Origin of the sequence: Erwinia sp. PPS120 (assembly GCF_047918655.1) — a bacterium.
Classification (GTDB): domain Bacteria; phylum Pseudomonadota; class Gammaproteobacteria; order Enterobacterales; family Enterobacteriaceae; genus Erwinia; species Erwinia tasmaniensis_A.
Genome location: NZ_JBLREF010000012.1, coordinates 15,368 through 32,610 on the forward strand (window position 1 = coordinate 15,368; position 17,243 = coordinate 32,610).

Sequence of the window (17,243 nt, forward strand, 5' to 3'; positions counted from 1 at the left end):
TGCGCGAGAGCGACAGCCGGAGATAAGCGCCGGACGCCATTTCTTTCTGTGTGACCACGGTCGCACGTAACCGCCGCACGGCTATCGTGGGGAGGAGATTATGAGCATGGATAAAGTCACCACGGTAGCCAACGCTACCGCATACGGGACCGCCTACGGCAGTTCCGGTTACTGGTTTTACAAGCTGACGACGGCGATGACGCCGGATCAGTGGGCAGTCGTCGGCGTGCTGGGAAGCCTCGCATTTGCGGGTCTGACCTATATCACCAACGTCGTGATCAAAGTGTGGGCCATCAAGCGCGGCTACCGTCTGCCGAAGGAAGACTAGTCATGGCAATTCCCGCCCGGATGAAACTGCGCGTGATTGCCACGCTGGGCGCTGGCGCGGTGGCGATAGCCTCCGCCATGCTGACCGGCGGCGACGGGCTGGAAGGGTCAGCCCCGAAACCGTACCGCGATGTTATTGGCGTCCTGACCGTCTGCTACGGCCACACAGGCAGCGACATTAAGCCCGGTAAAATCTACACCGAACAGGAATGCCGGTTCCTGCTCGATAAAGACCTGAACAACATCGCAGCGCAGATTGACCCCTTTATTCTACAGCCCATTCCCGACACAACCCGCGCGGCGCTCTACTCGTTTGCCTACAACGTCGGCCCTGCCAACGTCAAAAAGTCTTCCCTGCTGCGTCACCTGAACGCAGGCGATACGGCGGGTGCGTGTGACCAGCTGCGTCGCTGGACTTATGCCGGGGGTAAACAGTGGAAAGGGCTGATGAACCGGCGCGAGATTGAGCGCGACGTGTGCATGTGGGGGGTGAAATGAAAACAGGCATTTTAGCCGCGCTGGCTGGCGTTCTGCTGCTGATTGTCGGCGCGCTGGGCTGGCTGGCGCTTCACTATCACGCCAGCGCCATCACTGAGCAAGGCAAGGTCAGCCAGCTGACCAGCGACAACACGCTGCAGACGCAGACCATCGCCACGCAGTCGCTGACATTCCAGAAGTTTAACCAGCTGGCCGCCGCGTCGCAGCAGTACGGCACACAAATAGCCAGCGATAGCGAGGAGAAGGTCATTGAATACCGCACCATCCTTAAAAAAGAGAACGTGCCGACGTGCGATCTGCCTGTCCCTGCTGCTGTTGCTGACGGGCTGCTCGGCTACACGCACCGTCTACGTTCCCGCGCAATGTCCGGCACTGTCGCCGACGCTGACCGCGCCGGTACTGGCACCGCTGCCGCCAGCACCCTGACGTACTGCCAGGCGGTTATGTGGATTGATCCACTGCTGACCGCTATCGATAAGGCAAACGACCAGCTGGAAAAAATCCGCGCAGAAGACGCGCAGCGGACCGGCAGCGTCGCCACGCCATCCCCCTGACCATACCGACGGAAATCAAAACGTGAAAAAGAGTTCGATCCTTGTCGCGCTGGCCGTGCTGGGCGCTTTTGCCCTGTCCGGCTGCGACCAGAAAGAAGACGTGATTCAGGCGCAACAACAGCAGATTTCGCAGCTGTCGCAGACCGTGGCGCAGCTGCAACAGGTCTGTACCGTTCCGGCCTGCCAGCAGGTCGCGCAGGTCGCTGCGCCGGTTGTTCAGGCCCCCGCGCCCGCGCCGGTTTATGTGCAGTCGCCGACGGTTGTGCGTGAGCATGACAGCAGCGGCGATTTGCTGACCGGCATGATGTTGGGTCACATGATGGCCGGTAGTGGCGGCGGTGGAGGTGGCGGCGGTTACGGCGGCGGGCATACCACCAGTTCGCAGGTTGTGAACAACCATTACCACACCACCAGCGCACCAGCGGCCACGCCCGCACCCACGCAGCCGGTTAAACGGTCATGGTTTTCACGAACGCCGACGGCCAGCACCAGCACGGCCACCAGAACCAGCAGTTTTACCAGCAGCCGCAGCAGCACCATCAGCCGCAGCAGCTTCAGCAGTGGCGCGCGTTCCGCGTTCCACGCCAGCCGCAGTTTCGGACGCCGTTAAGGCGCAGAGGTATCGCGATGTTCAGATGGTTACGTGAGCGTAAGCAGAAAAAAGCCGCCGAACGCCGCGCGCAGCTGCGCGACAAAGTGCAGACGGGCGGGCTTGCCGGTGCAAGAAAGCAACTGAGTTATTACGCCGACGGTACAGCGCCACCGCCGCATGAAACCAGCGACAGCGTGGCACAGGGTTTTGCGATGCAGCTGATTGCGCAGCAGATGGCGCGGGACCTGTCAGACAGCGGGCCGCGTCATCACGTTACGCAGGTCCATCACGGCAGCGGCGACAACATTGCCGGGAGCACGTCGCACGGCCACCACGGTCAAAGCAGCCACGACTACAGCGGTTCACATCACAGCAGCCATGACAGCGGCAGCTATGACAGCGGCAGCAGCAGTTCAGGCAGCGACAGCAGCTGGTAAAGCCATCACCGAGCCAGTCACCCGGCTGGCTCGCTAATGCCATTACCGAGGGGCAAACGTGAAGAACTTCATCGCATGGCTGAAAGCCATTTTTACCCGCACTAAGGAGACAAATGTGTCTGAAATTACCCTGGCTGAAACCGCTGGCGCGGCTGACGCTTCCCCCGCAGCTGCGGCAAATACTGCCACCGGCGCTGTGGATTCTGGCGCTATTGCTGATGCTGCCGCATCCGCTTCTGCCGCTGCTATTGCTTCTGCTGCTGCCGTTCCTGTGGCCGTCGCGCCTGTCGCTGCCGCGTCCGGCGTGGTTCCCGCAGATGAAACCGCTGATGATGCGGCTGCGCTGTCCGCTGCCGTGGAGGCCCGCGTGGCCGCTGTACTGGCCTCGCTTAAGGATGTGCTGACCTACGCGAAAGTAGAGGTCGAACACGTCTGGGACGAGTCGGTCGCGTTCGCGAAAAAACTGGCCTGATAAGCCGCTGAACGGGCCCGCCGATGGCGGGCTTTTTATTGTCGTTTTCACTGAGTCAAAAACCTATGCCACTGCTAACCATTAAACTGAAAACCGCCGGTTCCATCTTTATCAGCCAGTCGCCAGAGGTCACGATTGGGCCTGTAGGCAGCGAGGTCTATCAAAGCGTCATGGGTATGACCACCGAGCAGTGGATTGCGCTCGATGCGGTTCAGATTTTCCCGGAAACGCTTGACGAGCACGGCGGCCAGCTTAGCGAAGAAATGGTCCTTAACATTCCGCGCCCGGACGCAAAAGGTCAGCCAATCGCCGTCCTGATCACTGACATTGCGGGACGTGAAGCACCGGAAGTCAGCGGCACGAATTACCAGTTCCTTTACGCCGGTGACGAGGCGGAAGTTCTCAACGAAAACGGCATTTGTATCGAGCACATCAAGTAACACCATAAAGCGTCCTGCGGGGCGCTTTTTAGTGTGCCTTATCGCGTGTGTCCGTGGTCACACAGGAGGGGTTATGGCGAATATCCGGGAGCTTTCCGACCATCTGCAAAAGCTGCAAAAGCAGATCCCTTTTGCCACGGCGCAGGCGCTGACCAGTACGGCCCGCAAGATTCAGGCCGCTGAAAAGACCGCGCTGTCCCGCAAGCTGGAGAATCCGACGCCGTTCACCGTGAACGCTGTCGGGTCAGCCGGTGCGCGCCGCGACAATCTGGTGGCAAAGGTTTTTGTTCGCGACATCGCGGCCAGCTATCTGGAGCCGTTCGAGTTTGGCGGCGATCACAAGCTGAACAGCCAGGCGCTTTTAAATCCGAAGAACATCAAGCTGAACAAATACGGCAACCTGACGCGCAACAAGATGGCGCAGCTGAAGGCAAAGCCGGATGTGTTCGTGGGTGAGATTGACGGCGTTAACGGCGTCTGGCAGCGGAAAAAGGCCACGAAGGGCAAAAAGAACGCGAAGCGCCGCAAGCGTTCGCATAACGGCACGCGTCAGCCGCGTCAGAAAAACCCAGCCCCGAAACTGCTGATCCGGTTCGGTGACGCGCTGCCGGTGAAGCCGGTCCTCGGCTACATGGACAGGGCGCAGGCGATGGCCGCGAACCTGATGCAGACAGAATTAAGCCGCGCAATGGCCGCCGCGATAGCGAGCGCGCGATAGGTGATCACATGCACGTCATTTTACCACCGCATGAAGAGTTTACACCCGCTGACCTGCGGGAGGGTCGTGCCGCTTCACGACTTACACGAAACCGGGCGCTGAACGACTGCGCTGCCGCCATCCGGCGTGCAGGCGGAACGGTCAGCCATGAAATCCCGGTCCACGTTATTTATCTCGATGACGGGCTTCGAATAGACAGCCCGCGCTGTTATCGCGTGTGACCACGGTCGCACGTTCTTAAACATGCCTCCGCCTCTGACCGTCCCGGCTCGCTGCCGTGTGGCGATTCACGCGCGGGCTTTCCATACGGACAAGCCATGACAGACAAGCAACGCCCCGCAGCGGTCTTTATTCACCTGACCGCGACCGATGAGAACGGAAACCCGCTCGGCAGCGTGGACAGGATGATGACCGTTGATGCGCTGCGTTCTGCACGCGCCCCGCTGCTTGTTGAAGTGGCAGCCGCAGCGGCGACCGCGCTGGATGAAATCGTCAGCGAGCATTTCGACATTATTCCCCGTTACAGCGTGTGACCACGGTCGCACGATGAGCGTGACCGGCCAGTGAGAAAACAATGAAACGTGTAACCCGAATTCCCGTCCAGGCTGACAGCCTGACGCTACAGGCTGCGAACTTCTTCGATGCGCTGCGTCAGCGCGGCAAACACGCGGCGCTGATTGTGCCTGATATGTACACCGCACATATGATCCGTAAAGCGCTGGCACTGTCGGATAAATGCGTTTTTGCGGCCACTCAACCGGGCGCGCGCTGGATTCGTGGCCGCGCGTTTGAGGTTTATGTCATAGCCAATGAAACCTTGTGTGCTGATGCCGTTCATCGTGAGCTGCCCGGTGAAGGCGAGTTTATTCATTTGTTGTCGGCCCGACAGTCAACGTTTCCCGATGCGCACATCTACGTGTTTACAGAAGCCCGCCAGCGTGTGACCACGGACACACAGCAACAGGAGACACAGATGCAGATGGCATACATACCCGAAGTCGTGATGCCGACGGAAGACGAAATCGATGGGATTGCGCAGCAGGTCATCAGCGAGGCTAAAGCGGTATTCAGTTCCGGCGCGCTGTTATCCGGCGCACCACTGGCGGAAGAAATTGCCACCCGAATCAAACAGCGGATTCAGGTCAGTATTACCGCCGTTCCGCTGAACGATGACCGGCTCGCCGATTGTATGCCGGTCCTGTTGACTGAAGCCGAATGGCTGAGAACCATGCGCAGGGTCAGAAGTGAGGAAGGGGCGTGGGTTTTGGGTCCCTCCTGAGCCTTTTTAGATCACGGGCATTGCGCGCCGCGTTCTTTCACTAGCTAAAACTTTTTGAAAATTCGGGTAACAGGTAACAGGTAACAACCAGATGAATCAGGCTGAATTTGCAAAACTCCACGGCGTGAGCCGCAAGACGGTCACGATGTGGAAGTCGCGCGGCTGGCTGGTTCTGGAGGGTGACGAGGTGAATGTCGAGGCGTCAAACGCCAACATTGAAATGCACCGTAAAACTGTTACCCAACCCGAAAAAAAAAAGAAATTATCCGCGACCGTGGTAACGCTGACGATTCAGATTCGGGTAACAGGCCCGGGCGATCTGGAAGTGGTGACGGCGACGACGGAGACGACGCCGCCAGCCAGTTAGTTGAACGCATCACTAAAGAGTTTGGCGTGTCGCTGACGTTCGATGAAGCGCGCACCGTCAAAGCCAACTTTCACGCAAAGCTGACCCAGCTGGATTTTGAACAGAAAGCCGGGCAGCTGCTTCCCTTTGAAGACATGCTGCAAGCGGTGGCCGATGAATATGCGCGCATAAGAACGCGCCTCGTCGCCCTTGCGCCTGAACATGGCCCGCGCCTTCGTTTGCTTGCCCTGACCAGTACCGACACGGAATTCGTGGCCGCACTGCAAAGCGTGATTTATGAAGCAATGGAGGAATTAAGCGCCGATGGAAGCAAGCCACCAGACCCCGGAAACGGCTAAGCCGTCAGCCTGGCAGAATTTCAAAAGCCGCCTGACAGCTATTAGGCGTGCGCTTGCACCACCTGAACCGCTGCGCCTGAGTGAGTGGGCGAACAAATACGCGATGATGTCGAAAGAGACGTCATCGCAGTCAGGCCGGTTCCGCTCGTTCGCGTATCAGGACGGCATCATGGATGCCTTCACCGACCCCACGGTCGAGACAATTACCGTGATGAAGTCGGCGCGTGTCGGTTATACAAAAATTCTCGATCACGTTATCGGGTATTACATCGCGCATGACCCGTCGCCCATTCTGGCTATCCAGCCGCGTGAGACTGACGCCGAGGACTACAGCAAAACCGAAATCGCGCCGATGCTGCGCGACACGCCGGTACTGTCCTGCTTAGTCGGCGGTGCCAAAGCCAAAGACACCAACCAGACGATTTTAAAGCGCTCGTTTACCAACGGCGCAAACCTGACGCTGGTCGGTGCCAACAGCCCGGGCGGCTTCCGCCGTATTACCTGCCGCATCATTCTGTTTGACGAGGTGGACGGCTACCCCGCATCCGGTGCCGGTAACGAAGGCGATCAGATAGCGCTCGGTAAAAAGCGTTCGGAAACGTTCTGGAACCGCAAAATCGGCATCGGGTCAACGCCGACCGTTAAGGGCATCAGCCGCGTCGAGAAGTCATTCAACGACAGCGACCAGCGTTACTACTTTGTGCCGTGTCCGCACTGCGGCGAATTTCAGGTTCTGGAGTGGGGCGATCGCAATTCGCACTACGGCATGAAATGGGAACGCGACGAAGACGGGCAGAGTCTGCCGGAAACGGTCTATTACGCCTGCCGTCATCATGGCTGTGTGATTAAGCATAGCGACCTGCCGCTGATGGTCGCTACCGGAGAATGGCGCGCTACGAAGCCATTTAAGGGCCATGCCGGGTTCCACGTCTGGACCGCGTACAGCCTCTTCCCTAATGCCGCCTGGCATAAGCTGGTTGAAGAGTGGCTGATCGTCAAAGATGACCCGGTGATGCGTCAGACGTTCATTAACACCACGCTCGGCCTGCCGTATGAGGATTTTGGCGACAAGTCGCTGAATGAAAAATCGTTACTTGAGCGCTGCGAGGTTTACAGCGCCGAAGTACCTGACGGCGTAGCGTTACTGACCGCCGGAATAGATACGCAGGATGGCCGCCTTGAGGTGGAGATCGCCGGATGGGGTCGGAGTGAGGAACGCTGGTCAATCGCTTACGACGTGATCGAGGGCGACTTAGACACCCCGGAACCGTGGGAACGCCTCGACGCTTATCTCCAGCAGGTCTGGCGCAGGGCTGACGGTCGGGGATTCAGCATTATGGCGGCCTGTATCGACTCGGGCGGCCACCACACCGAATCCGTTTACCAGTTCGCCAAAGCGCGCATAGGGCGGCGTATATGGGCGATTAAGGGAGAATCCGCACGCAGCGGCGCACGTTCGCCGGTCTGGCCGACCAAAAAGCCGACGTCCCGCAGCAAGGCGACATACCGGCCCGTCATTATCGGCGTCAACGCGGCCAAAGACGTGATCCGTAACCGTCTGCACCTGGACGCACCCGCGCCGGGTGAACGTCAGCCGGGTTACATGCACTTTCCGCACGATCGCGACCTGAACTACTTCAGCCAGCTGATGGCCGAAAGGTCCGTTAAGAAAACATCTGGCGGGTTCAGCTTTCGCGTGTGGGAGCTGCGCGCCGGTCGCGCGAACGAGGCGCTGGACTGCTGCGTATATAACTACGCCGCACTGATGGGCCTGACGCATCAGGGCCTGAAACTGAACAGGCTGGCTGATTCTATCGAAGACAACCCGGACAAGCTGATCGCACCGCCGGTTGTCGTTGAAGAGAGAAAGCCGGACTTCCAGCGCCCAGGCGTCATCATTCCTGAGTCGCCACAAAACACCGCGCCGCGTCAGCGGCGATCTCGTCGATTACCGACATAAGGGCTAATCCATGCAACCACTTAACAGCGGCATCCTTGCCGGGATGCCCCGCGCCACCTTGCAGTCGATGCTGACCAGCGCGCAGCAGGCATACGCCGAACTGTCGATGGGCAAGAAAGGCGTTTCGTTCAGTTATACGCAGGGCGACGGCACGCGCTCGGTGGCCTACCAGCCGACCAGCGTGGAACAGCTGACGCAATTTATTATGCAGCTGCAGCGTGCGCTCGGACAGGGCAGCCGCCGCCGGATGGTGAGGTTCCGTTACTGATGAAAAAGAACGACGTCCGTATTCTCGGCGCTAACGGGCAACCGCTGCCGCCGTCCCGGCCAGAATATAAAGCGCTGGGCGGTTCCGGGCGCGTTCCCTACGATGCCGCCGATTCGTTCAGCGACCAGCTGGGCGGCTGGCAGCCGACGCTGTGGTCACCCGATAACGAAATCAATATTTACCGCGACCGTATTGTGTCGCGGGCCCGCGATCTGGTCCGCAATGACGGATGGGCTGCCGGTGCCGTTACGCGCATCCTGGACAATGCGGTCGGGGCAATTTACCGGCCTATTTTCAAGCCGGACTATCGCTACCTCCAGACGCTGACCGGCATCAAAGGTTTTGATGCGGAGTGGGCCGACGAATATGCGCGCTACATGAATGCGATGTGGCGAATGTGGGCGAACGACGTCGGGCGCTGGTGCGACTACGAGCGCAAGCACACTGTTTCGCAGCTGCTGCGTATCGGGCTGCGCCATAAGCTGATAGACGGCGACAACGTGACGCTGATGCATTACGACACCAGCCGTCTGGGCTATGGCCGTGCGCAGTTCGCTACCGCCGTCCAGCTTATTGACCCCGACCGGCTGAGTAACCCGCAGCAGGTTTACGACATGGCGCACATTCGCGGCGGCGTGGAGCTGGATAGCTACGGTTCGCCGGTCGCGTATCACTTCCGCAAGGCGCATCAGGGCGACTGGTGGAGCGGTGAAAAAACGATGACGTGGGAGCGTATCCCGCGCGAAACGCCGTGGGGTCGCCCGATTGTCATTCATGACTTTGACAGCGACCGTGCGGGTCAGCATCGCGGCAGCGGCATTTTCACCCCGATTATTCAGCGCCTGAAAATGCTGATTAAGTACGACGAAAGCGAGGTCGAAGCGGCGATCCTGAACGCGGTATTCGGTGCGTTTATTGAATCCCCCTACGACCCCGCAATGGTGGAAGAAGGGTTAACCGGCGGTGACGGCCTCGGCGTGTATCAGGAAGAGCGTATCGGCTTCCACGAAGACCGCCGCCTGACGCTGCAGAACGGCGTCGGACTTCCGATCATGTTCCCGGGCGAGAAAATCAACACGGTCAACGCAGCGCGCCCGAACAGCAACTTTGCGGCGTTTGAGTCTGCCGTTCTGCGCAATGTGACCGCCGCGACCGGCCTGTCCACGCAGCAGGTCACACAGGACTGGTCTGACGTTAACTACTCTTCTGCCCGCGCCGCCATGCTGGAAGCCTGGAAGACGCTGAGCCGTCGGCGTCATGATTTTGCCACCGGCACGGCTGCACCGATCGCCTCCTGTTTTGTTGAAGAAGTTCATTCCCTCGGCGGCGTGCCGCTGCCAGCTGGCGCACCGGAATTTGTCGAAGCGCGGACCGCCTACAGCCATGCCAAATGGATGGGGCCGGGTCGCGGATGGGTGGACCCTGTGGCAGAGAAAAAAGGCGCGATCCTCGGTCTGGATGCGGGTATGTCCACGCTTGAGAAAGAGGTCGGCGACAGTGAGGGCGAGGATTGGGAAGAGGTTATCGACCAGCGCGCCATCGAGCAGAAACGCTTTGAGTCGCGCGGCCTTGAGCTGCCGGAGTACCTGAAAGGCGACGAGGCCAGCAAAACAATTCAAGACCCGGAGGAAAAATAGTGAACCTGCCGCTACTGGCGCAACGGCTGTTTAACACGCCGCTGGCGCTTCACCCGCTGAAAGCCGAAGTCGTGATGGCTGCGATTTCCGAGCGGTTTGGCATTACGCGCATCAGTTCACCCGCGATGATGTGGGACGACGACGATCGCGAGAGTTTCAGCCGCAAGGCACGCGACCGGGACCCGGGCTACGACAAAGCCGGGCCGGTGGCCGTTATCAGCATTGAGGGAACACTGGTGCAGAAGTCGGGCCGCCTGCGGCCCTACAGTGGCATGACCGGATATGACGGCATCCGCCAGGCATTTATGGCCGCGCTCAATGACGACAGCGTAAAAGCCATTCTGCTTAACATCGACTCGCCGGGTGGCGAGGTGGCGGGCTGTTTTGACCTGGCGGATTTTATCTACCGGGCGCGCGGCACTAAACCTATCTGGTCCGTGCTGAATGAGTCGGCCTATTCAGCGGCCTACGCCATTGCCAGCGCTGCCGACCGGATTGTTGTACCCCGCACCGGTGGCGTCGGGTCAATTGGCGTCATCGTGATGCACGTTGACTGGACGCAGAAGATTAAAGACGACGGATTATCCGTCTCGATCATCCGATTCGGCGATCGCAAAGCTGAGTCAAACCCCTATCAGAAACTGAGCGAACAGGCCCGTTCCGCTATCCAGCAGGACGTTGACACGATGGGCGCGCTGTTTGTGAGTACCGTCGCCCGTAATCGCGGCCTGTCGGAAAAAGCTATCCGTGCCACGCAGGCTGCCACGTTTATCGCGGCGGACGGTGTTGAGCTGGGACTGGCTGACGCTGTGGCTTCACCTGACGCGGCGTTTCTTGAACTAATCGAATTAACCGGAGAATAGTATGCCGAAATTTATTAACCCCTTTGCTCACCTTCTGACCGGCAAAAAGGCCCGTGCGTCTGAAGATGAAGAAGACGAAAAGGCGAAGAAAGCCAAAGCCCGCCGCGCGGAAGACGACGACGCTGACGCGGATGATGATGCGGACGCCGATGACGACGCTGATGCCGATGACGACGAAGATGACGCCGACGCGGATGATGATGCGGACGCGGATGACGACGCCGACGACGAAGAAGAAGAGCGCAAGGCCCGCAAAGCCAAAAAGGCCAAAGGCAAAAAGGCCGAAGACGACGAAGATGACACCGCCGGTGCCAGCGTCGCCAAAGGTCGCCGCATGGAGAAAAAGCGCATTAACGCCATCCTGAGCTGTAAAGCTGCAGCGGCGCGTCCTGACCTCGCTGCCTATATGGCCTGCAATACCAGCCTGTCAGCCAAATCGGCCATTGCACAGCTGAATATCGCGGCGATGGGCCAGCCAGAACCCGGCGGCAAGCCATCAGGGGCGCGTATGTCACTCGACGAGCGTATGGCGAACGTGCCACGCCATAGCGTCGGCCATGACGCCCCGCCAGCCACTGGCAAAGACACGACCGTTAACGCTGCGGTTTCCCTCTACAACAAGCATAAGGGCATTAAATAATGACCGTTAATGAGTACGGCCAGAACGCATGGCAGCCGTATGCACGGCAGGATACTTTCATCCCGGATCAGCTGATTGCGGGCAACCTACAGCTGGTCACCAAAACCGTGGTTATCGGTGCCGGTCATGTTTACAAGCGCGGAACCGTGCTGGGACGTGCCTCGCTGAAAAGTGCGATCGCCAGTGCGGCCACCGGCACCGGCAACGGCACTATCGGCAAGCTGAGCGTCGGCAGCGCGGCAGAAACCGGCGTGTATACGCTCAAAGCCACCGCCGCTGATAAGTTCACGCTGACGGACCCGACCGGCGACGCCGCTGGCACCGTGACCGTGGGCGAACCGTTCAGCGGCAATCAGCTGAACCTGACCATCACGGCGGGCGCGACCGCATTCGTCGCCGGTGATTCCTTCACCGTCACCGTGTCGGCTGCGTCCAATGAGTACACCCTGAGCGTTCGCACCGCAGTCGATGGCACGCAGACCCCGACCGCGATTCTGGTCGATGATGTGGACACCACCGAAGGCGCAGTAAGCGCAGGTGTTTACCTGATGGGCGGCTTCAACCAGAACCGCATTACGTTCGATGACAGCTGGACGGTGGAAGATCTCGCCGATGCGCTGCGCGACAAATCAATTTTCCTTCAGGACAGCATTACCGGCCCCGGCGTTTAACACCCCTCGTTAAATCCTGAATCGTGAATTTATGCCCTTAACCGGGCAGGGATTCGCACGTCCAAAATTTGCCCGCCAGCTGGCGGGCGTAGCGAGAAATTTATGACCCAGAACATTTTTAACACCACCGCGCTGGTCGGCATCGTTCCAAACCTGATGACGTCGCAGAACTGGCTGCTGGATAAGTTCTTCCCGAACATCGTGACCAGTGACACCGAAGAAGTCGCCATTGATGTGGACGTCGGCCAGCGCCGAATGGCCCCGTTTGTGTCGCCGCTTGTGGCGGGCAAACTGGTCGAATCGCGCCGTATGCAGACCAACGTCTTTAAGCCTGCGTACATCAAAGACAAGCGTGTCCCGGACCTGCGCAAACCGATTCGCCGCCAGATTGGTGAGCGTATTGGCGGTGAGTACACCGCAGCGCAGCGCGAACAGCTGAACATGATGTTCGAAATGGCCGATCAGGTGGACATGCTCAACCGCCGCCTTGAATGGATGGGAGCCAGTGCGCTGAGCACCGGCACGGTGAAAATTGAAGGTGAAGGTTATGAAACCACCGTCGTCGATTTTGGCCGTAACAGCAACCTGACTGTTGCGCTGTCCGGTTCCGATAAGTGGCTGAAAAGCGTGCCGGATGGTGCGTCTTACACCAAACCGACCTCGCACATTAACGAGTTCGTTAAAACCATTCTGAAGTATTCAGGCTCGGTGGCGATCGACGTGGTGTTTACCTCTTCCGCGTGGGAAGCCTTTATGCTCGACACCTCGCTGAAAGGCGCGATCGTCTTCCCGGCGCAGGGTCCATACGGCAACCAGATTAACCCGGGTACTGAGGTTCCGCTGGGCGCGGTCTATAAAGGCCGCTGGGGTCAGCTGGACCTGTGGCTTTATAACGACTGGTTCATTGACGAAAAAGGCGTGGAACAGCCGATGCTGGCCGACGGCTCGATCGTCATTTCCGGTCCGCAGCTGCAAGGCACCCGCGCGTTCGGCGCAATTATGGACCCGGCCTTTAACTATGGTCCGATGGCCTTTGCGCCTAAAACATGGTTGCAGGATGACCCCGCGCAGCGCTTCCTGATGATGCAGTCAGCGCCAATCGTTATCCCGAGCCGTGTTAACGCCGCCCTGTGCGCAACGGTGGTGTAACGCATGGCACCGAGAACGCAGAAACCAGCGGCAGAGATTGCCGCTCAGAGCGACGCTGCGGCGTCGTCTGAAACAAATGCGCCAACGGTACAGCAAGCGCCGGAAATCGCCGCAAACGGCGAATCCGGCGCGGATTCTGCTGTTGCTGCGCTCACTCCTTCCGAAGACCCCGACAGCAATGACTTAGCCGAAACGGTTGAGGTCGTTGTGCGCGCCAAACGCACGGTCAGGCATGAGGGCGAAACGCATGGCGCAACAGAAGTTGTGACGCTGCCGCGTGAAGAAGCTGAACGCCTGAAAGATATGGGCTTTGTCGATTACCTGGACGAACTGCACGAAATCGCGCAGGTCAGCCAGGGCGTAAAAGTCAGCGTGTCCAGTGGCGTGTCCCTGAAGCAGGAGTAACCCCCTATGAGCGTTGATTGGGATAGCGAACTGCTGTCCCCGCTGCAGGCGGTATTTGGCGATCCCGTCAACTACCGGCCCGCACGCGGGGCGGCTTTCGACATTTCCGGCATTTTTGACCGGCCCTACACGCAGGAAGTGGAACCCCTCGACGCTGACGACCCGGGCATTAACACCACGCACGCTGTTTTAGGCGTGCGTGACGGGGAGTTTATCGCCGCAGGGCGTGCGCTGCCGGTGCAGGGTGACCGGCTGTATGTGCCGAAAGAAAACACCGTGTTTGTGGTGGCAGACGTTCAGCCAGACAGCCACGGCGGTCGCAAGCTGGTTTTAAACAGGGTGAAAGCATGAACGCAGCAAAGATACGCGAGCTGGTCGTAAAGGCGCTGATTGCGGCAAAAACCGACGCAGGCGATCGCGTTTATTCCCCGCGCGACTGGTCAACCCGCAGCGAGGATTACCCCTCGTTACTGGTTCAGACGCCGTTTGATGAAAAGCAGTCATTGGGCCGCAATGCGCCGCAGTTTAACAGCGTGGCAACCATTCGCATCACCGGTCGCGTCGAAGCGTTCGACGGCGAAATCAACGACGGCGCAATGCAGGCAGAGGCGGCACTGGAAGCGCTGCGCGAACAGGTCGAACGGGCAGTCATTAACAGCTACGACCTGACTTTTGCGATCCAGCAGTTCCGGCACATCCGATCGGCCATTCAGGTGGACGCAGACGGCGACGGCCATATCGGCCAGCTGACTTATGAAATCGACGCGGAATATTACCAGGGGCCGGAGGACTTCTACCCGGTCGAGGGCGTTCCGCTTCAGGGCGTGGACGTCACTATTCAGCAGCCGGACGGCACCACGCAGCCGGGCTTTAACGCCGACCTTCCGCAATAACCGAGAACTAACCCCATGAAACTTAAACCCGCAGAAGGTCGCGCCGTGCGCGACCCGGTTAAACGCACCCTTTTACCCGCAGACGGGGCCGAAGTAACGCTCGATGCGTTCTGGCGTCGCCGCCTGCGCGATGGCGATGTGGTGGAAGCCACCGACGTTGCCGAAGTTACCACCCCCGCTAAAAGCACCGCTAAAACCAGCAACGCCACCGGCGACGCAGGTACTGCGGCAAACACTGAGGCGACAAGCTGATGCCAATTGCATTTGATCACGTGTCCAGCAAACTGCGCACGCCGCTCTTTTTCGCGGAAATGAATAATTCGATGGCCAACTCGGCCACTGCCACCCAAATCACGCTGATTATCGGTCAGCAGCTGGACACTGCGCTGCAGACGCCGGGCGTGCCGTTCCTCGCCTCTTCTGTATCCACGGTGGGCGGCCAGTGTGGTTACGGTTCGATGGTGCATGCCATGATGGCCGCGTATCTGAAAAACGATACGGCGGGAAAAATTTATATTCTGCCGCTGGCAGACAGTAAAAGCATGGTCGCAGCCACCGGCACGATCACCGTCACCAGCCCCGCCACCGCATCCGGCACCCTGTCGGTTTATATCGCCGGTGAGCGCGTGCAGATTGCGGCGCTGAACACCGACGCGATTGCCACCGTTGCGACTGCGCTTGCCGCCGAAATCAATGCCACAACCCGACTGCCGGTAACGGCGGCTGCGGTGGACGGCGTGGTAACGCTGACGGCCAAAAACAAAGGCGCACACGGCAACCTGATTGATGTTCGCCTGAACTACGGCGGAACGGCTGCCGGTGAAGCCACGCCGACCGGTCTGGTCGTCACCATCGTCGCAATGAAAGGCGGCAGCGGTACGCCTGCGCTTGATGACGCGCTGGCGAACTACGGCGACAAGGGCGCGGACTTCATCATCAACCCGTATACCGATTCTACCTCGTTAAACGCGGTGAAGCTGTGGCTGTCCGATGCGACTGGCCGCTGGAGCTACGCCTCGCAGCTGTACGGCCACGCACTCGGCGTTATCAGTGGAACCTATGGCGAACTGACTGCTGCAGGTGAAGCCCGCAACGACCAGCACGCGTCCCTGATTGGCGTCTATGACTCACCGACCCCGCCGTGGGTATGGGCCGCCGCCGTTTACGGTTCTGCGGCGGTCAGCCTGCGTAATGACCCGGGCCGTCCGTTGCAGACGCTGACCGTTTCCGGCGTGCTGGCTCCGCCGCTGCCGTCGCGCTTTGACCTGCCGGAGCGTAACAACCTGCTTTACAGCGGCATTTCCACCGTCGTCGTTGCAGACGATGACACGGTAACGCTTGAGAACGTGATCACCACGTACCAGACGAACAGCTACGGCGACGCCGATGATTCTTATCTCGAAATCGAAACGCTGTTCCTGCTGATGTACGTCACGCGCTATCTGCGTTCGGCCATCACCAGCAAATTCCCGCGCATGAAGCTGGCCGCCGACGGCACGCGCTTTGCGCCCGGTTCTGCGATCGTCACACCGAGTACCATCAAGGCCGAACTGATTGCGCAGTACAAGGCGCTGGAGAAAAACGGCTTTGTTCAGGATTCGAAGAGCTTTGCGGCGGGCCTGATTGTTGAACAGAACAGCACCAACGTTAACCGCGTCGATGTGCTGTGGCCGGGAACCCTCATCAACCAGCTGCGTGTGTTTGCGCTGCTCAACCAGTTCCGTTTAAAAGCGGCTTCTTAATAAGGCGATAAATCATGGGTGATACCAGTAACCGCATTGCGGGTACGGCCAACGTAGTGGTCGACGGCCTGACCATCATGGTCGCCGGTAAATTCAAATACCGTCCGTCAAAGGTCAAGCGTGAAACGCTGACCGGTATGGACCGCGTACACGGCTATAAAGAAACCCCGATTTCCGGGCTGATTTCTATGGACGTGCGCGACAGCGGCGGGACCAGCGTGACCGATTTTAACGATATGACCAACGTCACGGTCACGGCCACGCTGGCGAACGGCAAAATTATTATCGGTTCGGGGATGTGGACCACCGATGCGCAGGAAGTCGAAAGCGAAGACGCGGTATTCAGCGTCACGTTTGAAAGCGACGACGTGTCGGAGAACTAACCGATGGATCAGATTTTTAATGCTCAGTTCGGCCCCTCGGGGCCGATGCCGCTGCGCGAACCCTTGCAGCATGAGGCCGACGATTTTTACACCCTGTCGGATAAGACCAGGCCCCATAACGCAATGGGTGAACTGATTGCCAGAATCAGCGGGGCTAAACGGCCCGATGTGGATGCGCTGCCAATCAGCGTACAGCGGCGCGGCCAGGCGTATCTGGTTGCGTTTCTGAACGCAGTCCCGGAACCTCACGCCGACCCGGCCCCGGAGTATGTGATCCAGCTGGAAAAGCCGGTCACCACTCTGAACGGTCGCGAAGCGTGGGAAGCCGTGCCGCTGCGTGAACCGACGTTTGCGGAGGTGGGGAAGTTTTACGAAGAAAAAGAGCGTAAAAACGAGCGCGCGGCCATGCTCGGCCTGATGGCGGAGCTGTCTGGCGTTAACCTTTTTGCCCTGGGCAAAATGCCGCTCAGCCAGTTCCGGGAGGGGCAGGCTTATCTGCTCGGTTTTTTGACGTACTTCCCGACATGGACGAGTGGGAACGCGTCGCCGCCGATGTAACGTTTTTCTTCCGATGGGGGCCGTCTGATACGGCCCGCATGACGTGGAAAGC

Annotated in this window: 27 protein-coding genes; all 27 read left to right on the forward strand. The window is 59.2% G+C overall.

Annotated elements, in window-relative coordinates; all coding sequences use genetic code 11:
- Positions 1-100 precede the first annotated feature (100 nt).
- The 27 genes from ACLRGG_RS07600 to ACLRGG_RS07730 all read left to right on the forward strand — a co-directional run bounded on the left by ACLRGG_RS07600 (position 101) and on the right by ACLRGG_RS07730 (position 17,191).
- Positions 101-328 carry a phage holin gene (locus tag ACLRGG_RS07600; RefSeq protein ID WP_410175128.1) on the forward strand — a complete coding sequence of 76 codons (228 nt, stop codon included), beginning with the start codon at positions 101-103 and terminating at the stop codon, positions 326-328.
- Between the two features lie 2 nt (positions 329-330).
- The gene (locus ACLRGG_RS07605) at positions 331-825 is read left to right on the forward strand and encodes a lysozyme (RefSeq protein ID WP_416249158.1); all 495 of its coding nucleotides are present in this window, start codon (positions 331-333) and stop codon (positions 823-825) included.
- Entirely contained in the window at positions 822-1,379 is a 558-nt protein-coding gene (locus ACLRGG_RS07610) for a hypothetical protein (protein ID WP_416249159.1), read from the forward strand. Before ACLRGG_RS07605 ends, ACLRGG_RS07610 begins: the two co-directional genes overlap by 4 nt.
- Positions 1,380-1,401: 22 nt before the next feature.
- The gene (locus ACLRGG_RS07615; RefSeq protein ID WP_416249160.1) at positions 1,402-1,989 is read left to right on the forward strand and encodes a hypothetical protein; all 588 of its coding nucleotides are present in this window, start codon (positions 1,402-1,404) and stop codon (positions 1,987-1,989) included.
- A gap of 17 nt (positions 1,990-2,006) precedes the next feature.
- Entirely contained in the window at positions 2,007-2,408 is a 402-nt protein-coding gene (locus ACLRGG_RS07620; protein WP_416249161.1) for a hypothetical protein, read from the forward strand.
- Between the two features lie 115 nt (positions 2,409-2,523).
- The gene (locus ACLRGG_RS07625; protein WP_416249162.1) at positions 2,524-2,880 is read left to right on the forward strand and encodes a hypothetical protein; all 357 of its coding nucleotides are present in this window, start codon (positions 2,524-2,526) and stop codon (positions 2,878-2,880) included.
- A 65-nt stretch (positions 2,881-2,945) separates the two neighbouring features.
- The gene (locus tag ACLRGG_RS07630; protein ID WP_416249163.1) at positions 2,946-3,320 is read left to right on the forward strand and encodes a hypothetical protein; all 375 of its coding nucleotides are present in this window, start codon (positions 2,946-2,948) and stop codon (positions 3,318-3,320) included.
- Between the two features lie 73 nt (positions 3,321-3,393).
- Positions 3,394-4,038 carry a hypothetical protein gene (locus ACLRGG_RS07635; RefSeq protein WP_416249164.1) on the forward strand — a complete coding sequence of 215 codons (645 nt, stop codon included), beginning with the start codon at positions 3,394-3,396 and terminating at the stop codon, positions 4,036-4,038.
- 8 nt (positions 4,039-4,046) lie between these two features.
- Positions 4,047-4,259, forward strand: coding sequence for a hypothetical protein (locus ACLRGG_RS07640; protein WP_416249165.1), 213 nt, complete (start codon positions 4,047-4,049; stop codon positions 4,257-4,259).
- Between the two features lie 96 nt (positions 4,260-4,355).
- Positions 4,356-4,571: a hypothetical protein gene (locus ACLRGG_RS07645; protein ID WP_416249166.1), complete on the forward strand. Its 216-nt coding sequence runs from the start codon at positions 4,356-4,358 to the stop codon at positions 4,569-4,571.
- A 41-nt stretch (positions 4,572-4,612) separates the two neighbouring features.
- Positions 4,613-5,317, forward strand: coding sequence for a hypothetical protein (locus ACLRGG_RS07650; RefSeq protein ID WP_416249167.1), 705 nt, complete (start codon positions 4,613-4,615; stop codon positions 5,315-5,317).
- Positions 5,318-5,408: 91 nt separating this feature from the next.
- Complete coding sequence (locus tag ACLRGG_RS07655; protein WP_416249168.1) at positions 5,409-5,684, forward strand: hypothetical protein; 276 nt, start codon at positions 5,409-5,411, stop codon at positions 5,682-5,684.
- Between the two features lie 26 nt (positions 5,685-5,710).
- A complete protein-coding gene (locus ACLRGG_RS07660; protein WP_416249169.1) occupies positions 5,711-6,022 on the forward strand; it encodes a hypothetical protein in 312 nt (103 codons plus the stop codon).
- Positions 5,988-7,982, forward strand: coding sequence for a phage terminase large subunit family protein (locus tag ACLRGG_RS07665; protein ID WP_416249170.1), 1,995 nt, complete (start codon positions 5,988-5,990; stop codon positions 7,980-7,982). Before ACLRGG_RS07660 ends, ACLRGG_RS07665 begins: the two co-directional genes overlap by 35 nt.
- A gap of 10 nt (positions 7,983-7,992) precedes the next feature.
- Positions 7,993-8,250: a gpW family head-tail joining protein gene (gpW, locus tag ACLRGG_RS07670; protein ID WP_416249171.1), complete on the forward strand. Its 258-nt coding sequence runs from the start codon at positions 7,993-7,995 to the stop codon at positions 8,248-8,250.
- Positions 8,250-9,887, forward strand: coding sequence for a phage portal protein (locus ACLRGG_RS07675; RefSeq protein WP_416249172.1), 1,638 nt, complete (start codon positions 8,250-8,252; stop codon positions 9,885-9,887). Before gpW ends, ACLRGG_RS07675 begins: the two co-directional genes overlap by 1 nt.
- Positions 9,887-10,750, forward strand: coding sequence for a S49 family peptidase (locus tag ACLRGG_RS07680; RefSeq protein ID WP_416249173.1), 864 nt, complete (start codon positions 9,887-9,889; stop codon positions 10,748-10,750). Before ACLRGG_RS07675 ends, ACLRGG_RS07680 begins: the two co-directional genes overlap by 1 nt.
- A 1-nt stretch (position 10,751) precedes the next feature.
- Positions 10,752-11,390: a hypothetical protein gene (locus ACLRGG_RS07685; RefSeq protein ID WP_416249174.1), complete on the forward strand. Its 639-nt coding sequence runs from the start codon at positions 10,752-10,754 to the stop codon at positions 11,388-11,390.
- Positions 11,390-12,061, forward strand: a complete 672-nt coding sequence (locus ACLRGG_RS07690; RefSeq protein ID WP_416249175.1) for a head decoration protein — start codon at positions 11,390-11,392, stop codon at positions 12,059-12,061. The genes ACLRGG_RS07685 and ACLRGG_RS07690 overlap by 1 nt, the downstream gene beginning before the upstream one ends.
- 102 nt (positions 12,062-12,163) lie before the next feature.
- Entirely contained in the window at positions 12,164-13,210 is a 1,047-nt protein-coding gene (locus tag ACLRGG_RS07695; protein WP_187507405.1) for a major capsid protein, read from the forward strand.
- A gap of 3 nt (positions 13,211-13,213) precedes the next feature.
- A complete protein-coding gene (locus tag ACLRGG_RS07700) occupies positions 13,214-13,615 on the forward strand; it encodes a hypothetical protein (protein WP_416249176.1) in 402 nt (133 codons plus the stop codon).
- A gap of 6 nt (positions 13,616-13,621) precedes the next feature.
- Entirely contained in the window at positions 13,622-13,966 is a 345-nt protein-coding gene (locus ACLRGG_RS07705; RefSeq protein WP_416249177.1) for a head-tail joining protein, read from the forward strand.
- On the forward strand, positions 13,963-14,508 hold the full coding sequence (locus ACLRGG_RS07710; RefSeq protein ID WP_416249178.1) for an ATP-binding protein: 546 nt from the start codon (positions 13,963-13,965) through the stop codon (positions 14,506-14,508). The genes ACLRGG_RS07705 and ACLRGG_RS07710 overlap by 4 nt, the downstream gene beginning before the upstream one ends.
- Positions 14,509-14,523: 15 nt before the next feature.
- Positions 14,524-14,760, forward strand: a complete 237-nt coding sequence (locus ACLRGG_RS07715) for a DUF2635 domain-containing protein (protein WP_416249179.1) — start codon at positions 14,524-14,526, stop codon at positions 14,758-14,760.
- Positions 14,760-16,250 carry a phage tail sheath subtilisin-like domain-containing protein gene (locus ACLRGG_RS07720; RefSeq protein WP_416249180.1) on the forward strand — a complete coding sequence of 497 codons (1,491 nt, stop codon included), beginning with the start codon at positions 14,760-14,762 and terminating at the stop codon, positions 16,248-16,250. Before ACLRGG_RS07715 ends, ACLRGG_RS07720 begins: the two co-directional genes overlap by 1 nt.
- Before the next feature lie 14 nt (positions 16,251-16,264).
- On the forward strand, positions 16,265-16,633 hold the full coding sequence (locus tag ACLRGG_RS07725; RefSeq protein WP_416249181.1) for a phage tail tube protein: 369 nt from the start codon (positions 16,265-16,267) through the stop codon (positions 16,631-16,633).
- Between the two features lie 3 nt (positions 16,634-16,636).
- Positions 16,637-17,191 (forward strand): phage tail assembly protein, encoded by a 555-nt coding sequence (locus tag ACLRGG_RS07730; RefSeq protein WP_416249182.1) that lies wholly within the window; start codon positions 16,637-16,639, stop codon positions 17,189-17,191.
- The last annotated feature ends 52 nt before the right edge of the window (positions 17,192-17,243 follow it).

Coding starts and splice junctions, on each gene's coding strand:
- ACLRGG_RS07640 (WP_416249165.1), top strand. CDS start 4,047: ATGCACGTCATTTTACCACCGCATGAAGAGTTTACACCCGCTGACCTG.
- ACLRGG_RS07715 (WP_416249179.1), top strand. CDS start 14,524: ATGAAACTTAAACCCGCAGAAGGTCGCGCCGTGCGCGACCCGGTTAAA.
- ACLRGG_RS07720 (WP_416249180.1), top strand. CDS start 14,760: ATGCCAATTGCATTTGATCACGTGTCCAGCAAACTGCGCACGCCGCTC.
- gpW (WP_416249171.1), top strand. CDS start 7,993: ATGCAACCACTTAACAGCGGCATCCTTGCCGGGATGCCCCGCGCCACC.
- ACLRGG_RS07695 (WP_187507405.1), top strand. CDS start 12,164: ATGACCCAGAACATTTTTAACACCACCGCGCTGGTCGGCATCGTTCCA.
- ACLRGG_RS07605 (WP_416249158.1), top strand. CDS start 331: ATGGCAATTCCCGCCCGGATGAAACTGCGCGTGATTGCCACGCTGGGC.
- ACLRGG_RS07730 (WP_416249182.1), top strand. CDS start 16,637: ATGGATCAGATTTTTAATGCTCAGTTCGGCCCCTCGGGGCCGATGCCG.
- ACLRGG_RS07650 (WP_416249167.1), top strand. CDS start 4,613: ATGAAACGTGTAACCCGAATTCCCGTCCAGGCTGACAGCCTGACGCTA.
- ACLRGG_RS07610 (WP_416249159.1), top strand. CDS start 822: ATGAAAACAGGCATTTTAGCCGCGCTGGCTGGCGTTCTGCTGCTGATT.
- ACLRGG_RS07705 (WP_416249177.1), top strand. CDS start 13,622: ATGAGCGTTGATTGGGATAGCGAACTGCTGTCCCCGCTGCAGGCGGTA.
- ACLRGG_RS07725 (WP_416249181.1), top strand. CDS start 16,265: ATGGGTGATACCAGTAACCGCATTGCGGGTACGGCCAACGTAGTGGTC.
- ACLRGG_RS07665 (WP_416249170.1), top strand. CDS start 5,988: ATGGAAGCAAGCCACCAGACCCCGGAAACGGCTAAGCCGTCAGCCTGG.
- ACLRGG_RS07600 (WP_410175128.1), top strand. CDS start 101: ATGAGCATGGATAAAGTCACCACGGTAGCCAACGCTACCGCATACGGG.
- ACLRGG_RS07675 (WP_416249172.1), top strand. CDS start 8,250: ATGAAAAAGAACGACGTCCGTATTCTCGGCGCTAACGGGCAACCGCTG.
- ACLRGG_RS07645 (WP_416249166.1), top strand. CDS start 4,356: ATGACAGACAAGCAACGCCCCGCAGCGGTCTTTATTCACCTGACCGCG.
- ACLRGG_RS07710 (WP_416249178.1), top strand. CDS start 13,963: ATGAACGCAGCAAAGATACGCGAGCTGGTCGTAAAGGCGCTGATTGCG.
- ACLRGG_RS07700 (WP_416249176.1), top strand. CDS start 13,214: ATGGCACCGAGAACGCAGAAACCAGCGGCAGAGATTGCCGCTCAGAGC.
- ACLRGG_RS07655 (WP_416249168.1), top strand. CDS start 5,409: ATGAATCAGGCTGAATTTGCAAAACTCCACGGCGTGAGCCGCAAGACG.
- ACLRGG_RS07690 (WP_416249175.1), top strand. CDS start 11,390: ATGACCGTTAATGAGTACGGCCAGAACGCATGGCAGCCGTATGCACGG.
- ACLRGG_RS07685 (WP_416249174.1), top strand. CDS start 10,752: ATGCCGAAATTTATTAACCCCTTTGCTCACCTTCTGACCGGCAAAAAG.
- ACLRGG_RS07620 (WP_416249161.1), top strand. CDS start 2,007: ATGTTCAGATGGTTACGTGAGCGTAAGCAGAAAAAAGCCGCCGAACGC.
- ACLRGG_RS07630 (WP_416249163.1), top strand. CDS start 2,946: ATGCCACTGCTAACCATTAAACTGAAAACCGCCGGTTCCATCTTTATC.
- ACLRGG_RS07635 (WP_416249164.1), top strand. CDS start 3,394: ATGGCGAATATCCGGGAGCTTTCCGACCATCTGCAAAAGCTGCAAAAG.